Genomic DNA, 15,734 nt, shown 5'->3' with positions numbered 1-15,734 from the left:
ACTTGAAATGGATGGAGGAACGCTTAATGCAAAAACCAGATCCAAACTCAAGATATCAACGTTACAATTTTGGAGAATCAAAGCAAACATCACAACGCAAGGAACCATTAATTTGGCCCTGGATTCTGTTATTAGTCGTGGTGGTTTTAGCCCTTGCCTTCGGTCTCCGGTTTGCCATTAGTAAAACCACGAAACCACAAACGGCCACTGCCAAGCAACCGCGCAGTGCCAAGGTGGCAAAGTCCACCAATAAAACCAAAACAACTCCAACCAAAAAGCAGACCACCCAATCCGATCAAACGCAAGCAGATCAGGGCGCAACTAACACGGCTGATGATGATTCTAATGGCAACCAAACGGCGACTAAATCACAAACTAGTACAACTCCCAATAATAGTAGTACTAATAAACAGGGCTCCGAAACAACTAACTCCGCTAGCTCTAGTACGCCTAGTAAGTCCGTTACGACTACCAATGAGCCCAACACTGATGACTTTAGTCAGCCCCGGACCTTTAGTTCGGTCGAAGACGCCAAGAATTGGGCCCGGGCCACACAGTCACAATGGTTAGCCGCTGGGTACAACAACTACACGATTACCCAAAACGGACAAAGTTTCTACGTACTCACCTTTACCAAATAAGCGACTTAATTTGCCCTTGATTGTTTTTTCATTTGGCTGGATTTAAGTTATAATGAAGCCAAGGGAGGCGTTTAACAATGAAGATTAACGTACCATTACAAGCTGGATTACTGTCGGATCAATTTACCAAGCATGCTGATGCAGCTGATAAAATTGACCAGCATCCCGTTGTTTCTTTTCCCATCGAGTTTCAGAATGTGCCTGAAAACGCAGCCTCGCTAGCACTGACCCTCATCGATCCGGATTCAATTCCGGTGTGTGGGTTTGCCTACATTCACTGGGTCGCTGCGAACCTCGATCCGAGTTTGACGGAGCTTCCCACCGATGCCAGTCAATCCGGAAAGATTCCCATGACCTTGGGTAATAATAGTCTTGCGGGGGGCCTTTTACACGTGACGGACGAACAACTAAACCGTCATTACATCGGTCCCACCCCTCCAGACCAACCCCACGATTATCACCTAACCGTGTTCGCTCTGGATCAAAAGCTCGATTTACCCGACGGATTTTGGCTAAATCAATTAGAAAAGAAAATGACTGGTCACGTGCTTGCGCAAGCAACGGCCGTGTTACCAGTTCGTAACTAGGGGGAAAATACCATGTACAACGAATACAAAAACATTCTAGTTCCAGTCGATGGCTCCCAACAAGCCGAAAATGCCCTGATGAAAGCCGCTGAAGTTGCCATTCGGAACGACGCTCGATTAGACGTTTTAAACGTCTTAAACACCACGAGCTTCGGCTTTTCCTACGGAGTGGTCGACGGCGATGCCATCACTGATATGGTAAACGACGAAATTGACTACTTAAAAGACCTGATTCAACGAGTGAAAAAACAAACCGGCATTAAAAACATTCACATGCACTTGCGGTTTGGAAGTCCCCGGAACGTGATTACCTACGACTTTCCCCATGACTACGCCGTTGACTTGATCATAATGGGCGCCACTGGTAAAAACGCCGTTTCACGCTTATTAGAAGGTTCTGTGGCTAGCTTCGTCAACACGCACGCTAGCTGTGACGTTGCTATCGTCCGAACCGGTTTAGATAACAAACCAAAACCGACTAAATAATTTTGTTATTCACTGTAATTTGCTTACTGGAAATTTTCAGTAAGCTTTTTTTCTGACATGGATTAAGAGAGGAGGAGCCAGAGATGGAACTCGCCGACCGGTTAAAAACGATTCGTCAAGCCCGCCAGTTAACTCAGGCAGAGGTGGCCGAACAACTGAACGTGTCCCGTAAAACCGTGTCTAGTTGGGAAAACGGTCGGAGTACCGCTAGCCTAGACGATCTCCGTTCCCTGGCTACTCTCTACCATGTTTCTCTAGCGGAACTGCTGGATGAGCAGCCCCCGGCAAAGAACGCTGACGCCTCCCCCTATCGGAAGCGGTTGATTCGCTACAAACGCTGGGGCTACTTTAGTAAGTATGCTTTTTACTGCAACGTGTTGTTCACGGCGCTGGCGCTCATGCTTTTAGTTCTGCCGTTTACCGTCACAAAGCTGTTAATCGTGCCACCACTAGTGCTCACCCTCGTCATCATTATTCTGTGTGAGCAACGCTGGCAGACGATTACCACGAACCGGCCCTTTTTGTGGAAATTAGTCCTAGTTACCCCGATTTTGTTGCTCATCTTGTTGGCCACCGGCTACTTATTAAACGGCTACGTTTATCATTCGTTGGCTTTCATGCACCAACCGGCAAACTGGATGGGCCTGCTTTTATTAGCCATTACTACCACGGCTGGCGTCTTGATGACGATTATTTTTCCGCTTAAACGCCTCACGGTTAAACGGTCAACATCCGTGTAACCCCTTGTGTAACTAAGGATGTAACCGTTAATTAGACATCTGTAACAGAGGTTTGACTGGTAAAATAAACTAAATTACGTACAATTAATATTAGAGTTTAAAATGAACAAGAAAAAGGAGATTTAACTATGTGTGGATTTTGCGGTTACATTAACCAAGCTGGGATTCCGAAAGAATCAATCGAAAACATGGCTAATAAAATTAAACACCGGGGCCCTGATGACAGTGGGTACTTCCAAAACGAAGATGTCTCACTCGGGTTTCGGCGGCTCTCCATCATTGACTTAGCCCACGGGGCGCAACCAATGTATGGTGACAACAACTCACTCGCATTAACCTTTAATGGTGAAATTTACAACTACAAGGATTTACAACAAGAACTGGTCAGCGAAGGCCAAACCTTCAAGACGGACTGTGACTCTGAAGTATTGATTCGCGGTTACGAAGCTTGGGGTCCAAAGAAGTTGCTCAGCAAGTTGCGTGGGATGTTTGCCTTCGTCATCTACGACGAAAAGAAACACCAAGTCTTTGGCGCTCGGGATCACTTTGGAATTAAGCCGTTGTACTACTACGATGACGGTACGAACTTCATGTGGGGCTCAGAAATCAAAGCATTCTTGGGCAACCCAAACTTCAAGCGTGAATTTAACGAAGACCTGTTGGCCGTCCACCTTAGTTTTGAATTCATTCCGTCGAAGGAAACGATGTTCAAAAACGTCTACAAGGTGATGCCGGGTCAATACTTCATCTACAAAGACGGCAACGTAACGACTGACACGTACTACAAATACAACTACGACCACATTGACAACAGTCAAACGATCGATGGCGACGCCAAACAAATTGAAAAATTAGTGGATGACTCCGTGAAAGCTCACATGATTGCCGACGTGCCAGTGGGAAGTTTCTTATCTAGTGGAGTAGACTCCAGCTACGTCTTTAACGAAGCGGCTAAGTTACAACCAATTCACTCCTTCTCGCTTGGATTTAATGACTCAAAGTTCAGTGAACTAGCTTGGTCGACCAAATTTGCCAAGGAAATTAAGCAGGAAAACACGCCAATTACCATGACTGGGGACGACTACTTCGACTTCTTGCCAACCATGATGTACTACATGGACGAACCGTTGTCGAACCCATCGGCTCCGCAACTCTTCTACCTCTCGCAAGGAGCCCGGAAAGACGTCCCGGTTACCCTATCTGGTGAAGGTGCCGATGAATTCTTTGGGGGTTACAACACCTATCTCGAAGCCTTTACTTTCGAACGCTACCAAAAATGGGTCCCACAATTTGTTCGGAGTGGCTTGGGTAACATTGCTGCTAAGTTCCCTCGTTTCCACGGTCGTCGCTTCTTAATCCGGGGGGCAGAACCACTTTGGCGCCGTTACTACCGGGTCAACTACGTCTTTGATGAAGTTGACCGTGCTAAGGTTTTGAAGAATCCCAAACTTAACCGCGATACGGCCGAATACTCCAAACACATCTTTGACGAAGTGCAAGGAAAGGACGAAGTGACCCAAGAACAATACTTCGACATTAACACTTGGTTGCCATTCGATATCCTCCACAAGGCGGACCGGATGAGCATGGCCAACAGTCTCGAAGTCCGGACGCCATTGGTTGATAAAGTAGTCGCTAACTTTGCCGCTACGATGCCAACGAAGACCCGGATTACCTTTAAAGACGGCAACCCGGTAACGAAGGCTTCCTTCCGAAAAGCAGCTGCTTCACAAGTTCCAGAAGTCGTAGCCGACAAGGAAAAGCTCGGTTTCCCATCTCCAATCGCGCAGTGGATCAACGATCCGAAGTACCACGAACGGATTGTGGAAGCCTTCCACTCAGACATTTCGCAACGCTTCTTTAACGTTGATCAGTTGGATTACATCTTGGAACAACATGCCAACGGTAAGTCCAGCATGCAGAAGATCTTCACAATCTACACGTTCATTCTTTGGTACGGGGTTTACTTCCCAGAAAACACCAACATGGACTACAACAAGAAAGTGGTTTTGACACCGAATGATCGGTAATTAAATAGTTTAAACGAAAAGGATGTCCATCTACTGGACATCCTTTTTTGTTTGTCTTCTATTTGCCGAGCATATGCTAAGCTATGCATAAATTACTTATTAGTAAAAGATATCTATAATTTCCAACCTGTTTAATTTTTACGATAAGAGTAAAATGTCATTTAAGTTATTTATATTTTGTGGAAAATATATGGAGATTAAAATGGATAGACCAATATTCAATTGCTACATGAAGTCTGAAAATTTCAAAAAATATTATTGGTATAAATCAGAATTACAAGATATTTGTAAAAAATATGATTTACCATCCTACGGAACAAAATATGAATTAACAAGTTACATCGTTAGCTTTTTAGACGGAAAACCCAGCAAAGAAATAAAGCCTGTGAGAATCAAAAGACGTAAATCAAAATCACTAAATCATATAACATTATCAACTCCAATTTTAGATTCTGGTTTTAGTTTAAATAGTGATGCTCGAAAATTTTTTTGTAAGTTCTACGGTGTCAAAAAATTTTCTTTTACTAAAGCAATGGGAATTAAAATGAGAGAAATTGAAAGGTCAAATGACAAAAAGGCAGTTGTAAAAGATTTGTTAGCTGTATATGAAAATAAAGACATTATAAATTTAGATGTTAATAACGAAGAAAAAACATATCAATGGAATACTTTCGTGAAAAATTTCAGGCAGGATTGTCAGTCAACTAAATTTAATTCAACCATGAAGGTTGCATCTATATTATGGAAACACGTTAAAAATAGTGATAAAGAAAAAATATACGCTAAAGATTTAATTAATCGCTATTATGACGAGATAAAAGGATATTTAAAAAATTAAACTAGAGGTCTTCCATGGATTTAGCCACTAAATTAATCACCCTGCGCAAACAACACCAGCTCACTCAGTCCCAACTAGCAGACAAAATTCACGTTTCCCGCAAGACTATTTCAAATTGGGAAAATCACCGGAGTACTCCTGATTTAGACTCACTCAATTTACTGTGTGAACTGTATCAGGTTCCTCTCGATTACTTTGCAGCTAACCATCAAAATCCGACACAACCAGCGGTTAAATCGAGCCGCTGGCACCGCTGGGTCTTGGCCGGCAGCTACGGTGCTAACCTGCTACTCGTGGCACTTAGCATTTACAATTTATTTGTGGTCGGACAAGATCATCTCTTCTTCATAACTCCGTTGATGATATTCAATTTCTGCATTTTCTTCGTATTACATCCGCATAATGCACGACCATTGCGTCAAAATCGCTTAGCTATCATCACCATCAGTTTAGTGATATTTTCCTTTTCAATTCTCGCAGAACTAGGCATCGTCCTCGAAGTCCAACAAATGAATATGACACTGGGTAATTGTTTTGGCTTACTAATCCATGGAGTCGTATTAGCCATTGGATTCATTATCATGCTATTCTTGGGAAAAAATTAGGCGAACGGGCATGAGTAAAAAGGGTTACATTGCTCAATGAGCTCTTTTTGAGCTAGTTCTGACCACTTAGATCTCCTAAAGTTAGAAATAAACGTCACCAAACTTTCGGAGGTTTTCTCATGACTAATCATTTCCACCTTAAAATTGGATTAACTCTAATAATTTACATCGGCTTAATTCTCGGTTTAAACTTTTTTCACCGGTTAGTGGTCCCGCAGTTGTCCCGTACCGTCATCCTCAGCATCGCCCTCCCCATCATGTGGCTGGCGCTAACCCTTCTGAATCATTTCTATCTCCATCAGCCCCTGTTCTACTATCATCGGCTAACCCAATCAGAATGGAAAAATAGTTGGCCCAGTTTAGGAGTCACCGGAATGCTGATCATCTTGATGACTCTGCCGGTCTCATTTCATTTAAACTTGCAAACTTTTCTAATGGCACTAAATGCAGGAATTTTAGAAGAACTTTGTTTTCGCGGATTAATCTTTCCGTTAACCTTGCAATTATTTGGAGCCCAATACTCTCCGATTGCCACAACGCGATTAGCTATCCTAACGAGCAGTGCTCTCTTTAGTTTCCTACACATCTTGAACCTTATGACGTTAGGTCAGGCTTTACTTCCAACCATTCTGCAAATCTCCTTTACCTTTTGCTTGGGCACCATCACCGCCATTTTGTATTTCCAGACACGAAATCTCTGGCTAGCAATGGGACTCCATTTTTGGGTTGATGTCACTAATAACGCCCTCCAAATCAATTCAATCTGGGGTTTCATTAGTATCATAATCGTTTGTCTGGGACTGGTCAGTTGCCTTTTGCTGGGCTTGGTCCGTTCCACTAAGTGTGAGCATAATTTACAGGCCTTCCAACTAAAAAAGATTGCGAAATAAATCGCAATCTTTTTAGCTTATTTAATTAGTTAGGCCGACCACAACAGCAATAACATCACGATTAAATTGGATAGACCGTGAGCTAGCATGGGGCACTTTAAATCCTCCGCATAATTGAACGCCAATGCATACGCTAATCCCGAGAATAATAATTCGAGGGTGCCAATTCCAAACGCATAGCCATGAATCACTGCAAAAATAATGGCAGTAATTACCACCGCTAAATAAGGATTGAGTTTTCCCAGAATTCTCTGCTGTAAAATTCCTTGAAATAGAAGTTCTTCTAAAATGGGACTGAAAACCAGTAAAGTTAAAACCGTAACGCTTCCAATCCCGGAATGTAACGCCATCAAAGTTTCTGGATCACTAGTAGGTGTCTTAGTGATTATTGATAATCCAAATTGAATCGTTTGCGAAAGGACCGCGGCTACAACAGCAATCCCAATTATTTTCCAGCTCCAATCAATGGAAGTCCCACCTAATCCTTTATAAATTAAAAGTAAGACCAATCCTAAAACTAAAAAACTCCCACCACTAACTCCCAAATGAGCCCAATAATTGAAATGGTGGCTTGTTTCATTACCCCACAATAATTCTCCCAAAGTCGGAATTTGAATTAATCCGACCAAAAATGGGAATGCTAAACAGACAAATAGCTTTTTCATCATCGTCCCTTCATAATTAGGTATTTTCTTGATTCAACGTCTTATCTGCATGATCGACATAAATCAAGAATAGCAAAAGCTTAGAATTATCTAGTTAAAATGATATTGATTTTTTTATTTTAACAATTAACTACTTCTAGTACAAAAAGCAAAATCCTAATTAATCTAAAATTTATTTTCTTTTATGAATTTTTGCCGTTTATTATAAATCGTTTTGCGGCTCACTCCTAATGTTTCCGCAATCTGACTATCTCCAAGTCCCACGTTAAACATCTCTATCATCCGTTTTGCAACGATGCGCCCCTGTGGGTTCTTGGAATTTAAAGAATATTTAGTTGCCCGTCCTTTATACAATCCATTCTGTTTGGCAATTTCAATCCCTTGTCTTTGCCGTTCCCTAATTTTTTGTCGTTCTGCCTCTGCCTGATACTTATAAATTTCAATAATTAAATTGTTCAAAAGTGCTTTTAAATTAGGGTCAGATACCCCATCAAAAGAGGGCAAAGATAAAATCCGAAAGGTCGCATGTTTTTCTCTAATCTGGTTCATAACATTAGTAATGTCCTGATTGTTTCTACCTAATCTGTCTAAGTCTAAAACTACCACTTCATCATCGGCCTTGATTATCCGCAATAAATCATTTAATTCGGGCCGTTCTAAATTCTTCCCAGAAATTTTTTCTTGATAAATCTGCTCACATCCCTCCTGTTCTAAAGCTCTAATTTGCCGCTCCAAATTTTGGCTAGCTGAACTAACTCGCGCATATCCAAATTTCATACCTGATTCCTTTTACAAATTTTCAAATAAATTAAAAGTAAAGAAACATTTGAATAAAATTATAAATCATTTACCATGTGAATAGATAAAAGCCGTATAAAAAAGGACATCAAGAATCATCCTGATGTCCCTTTTCATAACTAATGTGTAATTTAGTTATTATTTATTTTCTTTACGTAATTTACTTAATCCCAATAAACCAGCCACAGAAATCAAGGCAGCACCTACTAAACTCAAAATAGAATTATTAGCTTGTCCTGTTTGTGGTAAGTTACCCTTACCACTCGTTTGAGCAGTAGCCTTATTTTGCGCTTGTGGAATCACAACTTGGGTTCCTACTTTAACGTGATTAGGGTCAGAAATGTTAGGATTGGATTTAACAATTTGTCCCACCGAAACTCCATGGTTTTGAGATAAACCACTCAAAGTATCACCATTCTTAATCGTTACCGGAGTGGTCTTCGTGGTGGTAGCATCTTGTTTTTGAGTCTGAGTTCCTGTGCCGTTCCCAATTTGGTCTTGATTTTGTACCTCTTGTTTAGTTTTACTACCATTATCAGATGGGGTAGTTGGTGTCATCCCAGAACCATTAGCTCCTTGATCGGTCTTACCAGCGTTGTCATCATTACCTTGGTTTGGAGTTTGACTACTCTGATTACCTTGGTTACCGGTGTCAGGAGTTCCAGGATTGGTAATTTGACCACCTTGGTTTCCTTGATCCGTTTTACCAGAGTTTGAACTATTGTCTGATTGTCCAGGAGTTTGGGTTCCTTGATCACCCTTGTTGCTAGTGTCAGTTCCAGTTGAACCACCGTTGTCGGTTGGGTTACCAGGATTTACGTTTCCAGCATTTCCTTGATCACCTTTGTTTCCAGTATCGGTTCCAGTCGAACCACCGTTGTTGTGGTCACCAGGGTTCGTGGTTGATCCACCATTACCTTGGTCAGTATTACCATCGTTATCAGTGCCTTGACCGGGGTTCGTAGTGTTTCCACCTTGATTTCCGGATCCCGTGTTGCCACCAGGATTAGTAGAGCTGTTCACCGGAATTAAGGTTCCCGTAACGTCTTGCTGGTTCGCTACGTTATTGATGATGAGTTTTCCATCACGGCCGATATCGGGAATAAATTCCGTGCCGGCTGGAGTTACGTATTGAGAATCAACTGCTCCTCCAACACCTTTTCCAACGATTTGTTCCACACCAAGATATAGGTAGTACGGTCCATAAGGTTCAGTCGCTTTTCCCATAGTTGAAGTAGCCACCCGGGTTCCGGCAGGATAAATGTGACCAGATGGTCCTTTCATGTCTTGCTTTAATGTACCATAGAATACCGTGGCTTCATTACCCCAATTTTCATCCATACTGGTATTAATATTAGCACCAGATTTGGCTAACACTGTTGGGGCTTGTTGTACTGATTGGATTGCACTTTGTGTTTGTGCGGCTGGCTGTGTCGTAGTGTCCGCACTAGCAACTAAAGGAGCAGCTCCTAAAGTTAACGCTGCAGCTAAAGCTGCAGTTGGATATAATTTAGTCTTAAAATTTTTCATAATAAACTCCTTCTATAAGATTAAATGTGTAATATACCTCTACCCTTATTACACAATTGTAATAAGTTACGTATACGAACTTATTATATACTAATAATCAAAATTTGAACATAATCAACTTATTAGAGCATAAAACTTCTTAATTTAATTAAGAATTAAGTGAATAATGAATTGGGTATTAAGGGTAGACCCAAATTACCATAACAATAAAAATAAAATCCTAGTTACTACAACAAAGAGTAACTAGGATTTTTTAATTATTAATGTATAAATTGGAGATTATTTCATTGCCTTTACCGCCGCATCCACGTAACTCAAGAAGAACAGGAACTTAGCATCGTCCAGTTCCGGCGTCACTTCTACACCTTTCACAACCAACTGGGTTTGGCTGGCATCTTGTTCGTCCGGTTGAGCTTCCAGCTTAATCACTAACTCTAGTGAAGCTGGCAAAGCACCCAGTTGCACGTTATCGGATGCTTCCACAATCTTAGAAAATTCATGATCGCCAATTTCATCCAAAATGCGACGAATTTGTTGGGTGATAAATTGTTTCCAAAAGTTCCCAAATTCTTGCTTTCCAGCCGCCGTATCCAACTTCAGTGGTCCAGTAATTTCTAATTGTCCGTTATTCAGTGTAATGGTAATGTCCATGGTATTACTCCTTTAGTAGTTATTTGGTTAGCTTCATTATAACGAAGCCGCGGGCAGAACCCAATTAATTCCCCTGCCGCCCGATTTATATTAAGATAAGAGATAAATAACTGGAGGTCATTACAATGGAAAAGAACTTACAAACCCAACTGTTGGATCGCTTTTTAGGGTACGTGAAACAAAACACCCGCTCGAATCCTGACTCCACCACGGTTCCGTCTGACAAAAAAGAAGTCGAATTTTTAAAGCAGCTAGCCACTGAACTCAAGGAAATTGGCTTAAGCAACGTCCGGACTAACCAAGCGACTGGCTACGTCTTTGCCGAATTACCAGCAACAGACGACACTCCGCGTCCCGTAGTGGGCTTTATTTCTCACGTGGACACGGCCGACTTTAACTCCGTCAACATCCAACCCCAAGTGGTGGAAAACTACGATGGCCAGGGAATAATCAACCTGGATGACGACGGCAAATACCAACTTGATCCCGCCGTGTTTCCCAGCTTAACCAAGTACAACGGTGACACCTTAATCACCACCAACGGAGAAACTCTCCTCGGAGCCGACGACAAGGCCGGGGTCGCTGAAATTATGACGGCCATGCAATTCTTGATTAACCACCCAGAAATCAAGCACGGTAAGATTGTAGTTGGTTTTGGTCCCGACGAAGAAATTGGAACCGGAGCCGATCACTTCGACGTCAAGGACTTCGGCGCCGACTACGCCTACACGGTGGACGGTGGTCCGCTCGGCGACTTGGAATACGAAACCTTTAACGCCGCCGCTGCCACGGTCACCTTTCACGGAACCGACGTGCACCCCGGTGACGCCAAGGACGTGATGGTCAATGCTTCCCAACTCGCCATCGAATTCCACAACCAATTACCCGCTACGGATCGTCCCGAAACCACCAGTGGCCGGGAAGGATTCTTCTTCCTAATCTCCATGAACGGAACTTGTGACGAAGCCAAATTAGAATACATTATCCGGGACTTTGACAAGGATAACTTTGAAAAACGCAAGGCATTACTGGAAAAGATTACCCAACAAATGAATGCTAAATATGGGGCTAACCGCGTCGACCTCGACATGAAGGACCAGTACTACAATATGGGTGAAATCTTAGAAAAGGACCTGACGCCAGTCAACCTGGTTAAGGACGCCATGCACAAACTGGACATTCAACCCAACATCTTCCCCGTTCGCGGTGGGACCGATGGCTCCAAGATTTCTTTCATGGGGATTCCAACGCCCAACATCTTTGCTGGTCCGGAAAACATGCACGGTCGCTTTGAATACGTCTCCTTGCAGACGATGGAAAAGGCGGTTGATTTAATCGTCCAAATCACCGAAGACGTCCCGACCCAGGAAAAATAAATGTTATCCCAAAAAGTTTATCAATCGCCACTGGGACCAATCTTACTGGTGAGCAATGAAACCGCGCTCGTGGGTTTGTGGTTTCAAGGTCAACAGCACTACGCAGCTCACTATCAACTGAACCACATTCCGAATCAGTTCGCCAAACCTATCCTGCTGGCAGAAAATTGGCTCGACCAGTACTTTGCCGGGCAGAATCCTGACCCCCAGCTAGTATCCCTGCATCCAGCGGTCACGCCCTTTCAAAGTCGAGTGTTAACGGCTCTACAACGGGTTCCCTACGGTACCACGACAACTTACAGTGAACTGGCCGCGGCCGTCCCGACTAAATCGGCCCGGGCGGTCGGCAACGCAATTGGACGTAATCCGATTAGCCTGTTGATTCCCTGTCACCGGGTGCTCGGCAAGAACGGTCAACTGACCGGTTATGCCGGCGGTTTGGACCGGAAACGCTTTTTATTACAATTAGAACAATCTCATACAAAAAATGGAGCCTGACCACGATGGTCAGACTCCATTTTTTGTATTTTCACACTATTCCTTAAACTGAATCTTCACGTATTCCCGGTACTTCGGCAACGTCTCTAATAGTTGTTCATGCGTTCCGTGTCCGCTCACGTGACCGTTATCAATAAAGTAAATTTCGTCCGCGTCCACAATCGTGCTCAACCGGTGCGCAATAATCAGCGTCGTCCGGCCTTGCATCAGTTGTTGAAGGGCTTTTTGAATCATGGCTTCTGATTCAGAATCTAGACTAGCCGTTGCTTCATCCAGCATCAACAGCTCTGGATCCCGCAGAAAGGCCCGGGCAATCGCCAATCGTTGCCGTTGTCCTCCACTGACCTTGATTCCGCGTTCTCCCACTTCTGTATCGAGCTGGTGGTCCATCTCTTTCACAAAGCCGTCCGCATAAGCCAGCTTCAGGACGTGCCACAGTTCTTCATCCGAATACTCTTCGTCTAGTCCGTAGGTTAAGTTGTGCCGAATCGTGCCGGCCACAATTGCGGAGTCCTGACTCACGAACCCAATTGCCTTCCGCCAGGCCGCGAGGTCCAACTGGTTAATGTCTTGCTCACCAACTGTAATCTTCCCGCCGGTCGGCTGGTAGTAACGTTCAATCAGGTTCAAAATCGTGGTCTTTCCACTTCCAGACGGGCCCGCAAAGGCAATCGTGGTGTTCGGTTGCGCTTCCACGTTCACGTCCTCTAAGACCGGTTGTCCGTCTCCGTAGGCAAAATCAACGTGTTGCAAGGCCAACGGTTGGTTCTGAATCCGGGGTGTTTCTTCCTGATCAAAGACTTCCTCTGGTTCCCGCAAAATGGCCTGCAGGTGTTCCGTGGCTCCACTTGCCTTTGATAACCGAACCGAGAACTGCCCCAGAATCGAAACGGGGGAAATGACTTGGAAGAGGTACATCAGAAAGGCGAACATGGTTCCCATCGTCATCGTACCGGTGGCGACCCGGTGTGCCCCGTAGGCTAAAATCCCCACAATCAGGGCCATCATGGTGGTCCCCATCAACGGATATGTAATCGATTCGTAGATGGCTTCCTTGAGCCCAATCCGGTAGAGCCGGTGAATTAATTTTCCACCACTCTCTTTTTCGTAGCTTTCGGCGTTCGAAGCCTTGACCAACCGAATCTCACTCAGGGTATCGTCAACCTGACCACTAAAGTCGGCTAACGTCTTTTGTTGCGCGCGCCCCACCTTCATCGTCCGGTTCATCAGTGGCCGCATCAGGGTAAAAACTAACGGTACCGCGATTAACATGATCAAGGTCATTTTCCAGTCCATGACAATCATGAACAGAAAGGCTCCCACTAATTGAAAAATCGAGGTTACCGCGTTGGGAAACGATGTCGCCAGTAAATCCTTAATTTGATCCGAATCGTTCACCAACCGGGAGGTCAACTGCCCCACCTTCACGTTGTCAAAGTAGGGCACCTGCAGGTGAATTAGCTTATTCCAGAGCCGCCGGCGCAAATCAGCGACCACTCGTTCTCCAAACGAACCCAGTAACCCGCCGGAAACCGCGTTAATCACCGCACTGCCAATAAATAGCACAATAATCCCAACTAACAGCCAAACGTTCACCCCGGTTTTAAAGTTATTAACCAGCGTCTGCGCGAACTTCGGTACAAGTAACTGCGCCAAGGTTGCGATTAGCCCGAGGCCAAGTCCCAACCACAGTTGCCAGTACTTCGGATGGGTATCGCGAATCAACTTAATGAAACTGCGAAATTGAAACTTTTTTGGTGTCTGTTCTTGTTCTTGCATCACAATCCTCCTTTTTTAAATTAAATGGAAATAACTTCCTATCATAGCGGATTGTGGCAAAAATGCAACTATTTCACTTAACGGGTGGCGGGAAATTGTTGGGTCAGACGTTGAACTTCCTGCCGAGCGGTCGTCAGGACGGCTTCGTCCTGGGGATGATTTAAGACGGTTCCAATTAAATCAGCTACGGTTTGCACGGCTTCCTCCGTAAAGTTGCGGCTGGTAATCGTGGGTGTTCCAATCCGAATTCCTTCCATCACGTTCCCGATTTCTAACGGCAACAATTCCTTGTTAGTCGCAATTCCGACCGAGTAGAGCAAGTTCGCAGCTACTCCCCCCGTCATGCCAGTGGCGCGGACGTCTAAAGTTAACTCGTGGTTAACCGTGCCTCCGGTAACCACCCGCACGTTGGAGGTTTCGTTCAAAACCTGCGCCATCAACTGCGCGTTGTTAACCACCTGTTGCGCGTACTGCCGAAATTCTGGTTGTTGGGCTTCGCGATACGCAATTGCCTTAGCGGCCACAATTTGTTCTAACGTTCCACTTTGAGAACGGGGAAAGACCGCTTCGTTAAGCCGGTCAGCATATTCCCGCTTGGCTAAAATCATCCCGCCCCGGGGTCCCCGGAGGGTTTTGTGGGTGGTCGAAGTCACAACGTCGGCTACCGGTACTGGACTCGGTAACACCTCACCCGCAATCAGACCGGCAATGTGCGCCATGTCGACCATCAGTTAGGCGCCCACTTCGTCAGCAATTACGCGCATCCGTTCCCAGTCAATTAACTGACTGTACGCAGAAGCTCCGGTGATGATTAACTTCGGCTGCCACTCCCGTGCCTGGCGCTCAATCTGCTCGTAATCCAATAGTTCCGTTGCCGGATCCACACCGTAAAACTGAGCATCATACAGTTGCCCCGAAAAGTTATGCGCCTGACCGTGGGTAAAGTGACCCCCGGCGTGTTCACTCATCGCTAAGATGCGATCCCCCGGCTCCAGCAAGGCCGCGTACACTGCCTGGTTCGCCTGGGTTCCAGAATGCGGAAAGACGTTCGCGTATTCGGCCCCAAAGAGGTCCTGGGCTCGTTGCCGCGCTAAATTATCAATGCGATCGATCGCTTCGTTTCCGGTATACACCCGGCTTTCGGGATAACCCACGGCGTACTTATTGGTTAAGACCGAGCTCTGGACCGCCCGGACTGCCTGTGAAGCAATGTTTTCCGATGCAATTAATTCAATCACGTGTTCCTGCCGGTCTGCTTCTGCTTGAACTGCCTGCCAAATTTCTGGATCTTGTGCTTGCCAATCAGTCATATCATTTATTCCTCTCTAACTAAAAAAGACGCCTCTGTACATTCGTACAAGGGCGTCTGATCACTGTTCCACCTTATTTTACCGCTTGCTCTCACAATCGGCCTCATTTTCTTAGCGCTAAGAAAAAGTATTCATCTGTCGTTAATCCCTAACTGCCTTCCCAGTCGAGCAGTTGTTCTTTGCAGTTTCCGAACAATCCCTGGTCTAACTCTGCCTCTGGTACTCCGTTTAGGGTAAAATTAGCATACTAAATCCTATATTTTTTGTCAACGTTCGTTTTAAAAATTCCTATGCCCGTTTCAAACTAATT

Annotated in this window: 15 protein-coding genes and 1 pseudogene; 10 read left to right on the top strand and 6 right to left on the bottom strand. The window is 44.5% G+C overall.

Annotation, left to right across the window (positions count from 1 at the left end; all coding sequences use genetic code 11):
• Positions 1–26 precede the first annotated feature (26 nt).
• The 8 genes from M3M37_RS00240 (at position 27) to M3M37_RS00205 (ending at position 6,817) form a co-directional block, all read left to right on the top strand.
• The gene (locus tag M3M37_RS00240) at positions 27–641 is read left to right on the top strand and encodes a hypothetical protein (RefSeq protein WP_252795210.1); all 615 of its coding nucleotides are present in this window, start codon (positions 27–29) and stop codon (positions 639–641) included.
• A 77-nt stretch (positions 642–718) separates the two neighbouring features.
• Positions 719–1,228, top strand: coding sequence for a YbhB/YbcL family Raf kinase inhibitor-like protein (locus M3M37_RS00235; protein WP_252795209.1), 510 nt, complete (start codon positions 719–721; stop codon positions 1,226–1,228).
• Between the two features lie 12 nt (positions 1,229–1,240).
• Positions 1,241–1,714 (top strand): universal stress protein, encoded by a 474-nt coding sequence (locus tag M3M37_RS00230; protein WP_252795208.1) that lies wholly within the window; start codon positions 1,241–1,243, stop codon positions 1,712–1,714.
• A gap of 83 nt (positions 1,715–1,797) precedes the next feature.
• Positions 1,798–2,454: a helix-turn-helix domain-containing protein gene (locus tag M3M37_RS00225; protein ID WP_252795207.1), complete on the top strand. Its 657-nt coding sequence runs from the start codon at positions 1,798–1,800 to the stop codon at positions 2,452–2,454.
• A gap of 128 nt (positions 2,455–2,582) precedes the next feature.
• The gene (asnB, locus tag M3M37_RS00220; RefSeq protein WP_252795206.1) at positions 2,583–4,484 is read left to right on the top strand and encodes an asparagine synthase (glutamine-hydrolyzing); all 1,902 of its coding nucleotides are present in this window, start codon (positions 2,583–2,585) and stop codon (positions 4,482–4,484) included.
• A 202-nt stretch (positions 4,485–4,686) separates the two neighbouring features.
• Positions 4,687–5,322, top strand: coding sequence for an SAP domain-containing protein (locus tag M3M37_RS00215; RefSeq protein ID WP_252795205.1), 636 nt, complete (start codon positions 4,687–4,689; stop codon positions 5,320–5,322).
• 14 nt (positions 5,323–5,336) lie between these two features.
• Entirely contained in the window at positions 5,337–5,927 is a 591-nt protein-coding gene (locus M3M37_RS00210) for a helix-turn-helix domain-containing protein (RefSeq protein ID WP_252795204.1), read from the top strand.
• 119 nt (positions 5,928–6,046) lie between these two features.
• Positions 6,047–6,817 (top strand): CPBP family intramembrane glutamic endopeptidase, encoded by a 771-nt coding sequence (locus M3M37_RS00205; RefSeq protein WP_252795203.1) that lies wholly within the window; start codon positions 6,047–6,049, stop codon positions 6,815–6,817.
• Positions 6,818–6,846: 29 nt separating this feature from the next.
• Here M3M37_RS00205 and M3M37_RS00200 read toward each other — a convergent pair whose 3' ends face one another.
• From M3M37_RS00200 to M3M37_RS00185, 4 genes are all read right to left on the bottom strand, one after another.
• On the bottom strand, positions 6,847–7,482 hold the full coding sequence (locus tag M3M37_RS00200) for a CPBP family intramembrane glutamic endopeptidase (RefSeq protein ID WP_252795202.1): 636 nt from the start codon (positions 7,480–7,482) through the stop codon (positions 6,847–6,849).
• Positions 7,483–7,647: 165 nt separating this feature from the next.
• On the bottom strand, positions 7,648–8,259 hold the full coding sequence (locus M3M37_RS00195) for a recombinase family protein (protein ID WP_252795201.1): 612 nt from the start codon (positions 8,257–8,259) through the stop codon (positions 7,648–7,650).
• 159 nt (positions 8,260–8,418) lie between these two features.
• Positions 8,419–9,810 carry a LysM peptidoglycan-binding domain-containing protein gene (locus M3M37_RS00190; RefSeq protein WP_252795200.1) on the bottom strand — a complete coding sequence of 464 codons (1,392 nt, stop codon included), beginning with the start codon at positions 9,808–9,810 and terminating at the stop codon, positions 8,419–8,421.
• Positions 9,811–10,089: 279 nt separating this feature from the next.
• Positions 10,090–10,461, bottom strand: coding sequence for a hypothetical protein (locus tag M3M37_RS00185; protein WP_252795199.1), 372 nt, complete (start codon positions 10,459–10,461; stop codon positions 10,090–10,092).
• Positions 10,462–10,586: 125 nt separating this feature from the next.
• Here M3M37_RS00185 and pepT point away from each other — a divergent pair, with 125 nt between their 5' ends.
• Both pepT and M3M37_RS00175 read left to right on the top strand, forming a co-directional pair.
• Positions 10,587–11,837, top strand: coding sequence for a peptidase T (pepT, locus tag M3M37_RS00180; protein ID WP_252795198.1), 1,251 nt, complete (start codon positions 10,587–10,589; stop codon positions 11,835–11,837).
• Positions 11,838–12,335, top strand: a complete 498-nt coding sequence (locus M3M37_RS00175; RefSeq protein ID WP_252795197.1) for a methylated-DNA--[protein]-cysteine S-methyltransferase — start codon at positions 11,838–11,840, stop codon at positions 12,333–12,335. It abuts the gene before it with no gap.
• 36 nt (positions 12,336–12,371) lie between these two features.
• Here M3M37_RS00175 and M3M37_RS00170 read toward each other — a convergent pair whose 3' ends face one another.
• Both M3M37_RS00170 and M3M37_RS00165 read right to left on the bottom strand, forming a co-directional pair.
• A complete protein-coding gene (locus tag M3M37_RS00170; protein ID WP_252795196.1) occupies positions 12,372–14,114 on the bottom strand; it encodes an ABC transporter ATP-binding protein in 1,743 nt (580 codons plus the stop codon).
• A 77-nt stretch (positions 14,115–14,191) separates the two neighbouring features.
• Positions 14,192–15,424 (bottom strand): annotated as a pseudogene (locus tag M3M37_RS00165) (serine hydroxymethyltransferase).
• Positions 15,425–15,734 lie beyond the last annotated feature (310 nt).

Source organism: Fructilactobacillus carniphilus, assembly GCF_024029675.1.
In the GTDB taxonomy this organism is placed as follows: domain Bacteria; phylum Bacillota; class Bacilli; order Lactobacillales; family Lactobacillaceae; genus Fructilactobacillus; species Fructilactobacillus carniphilus.
This window is presented reverse-complemented; position numbering and strand designations above follow the sequence as displayed.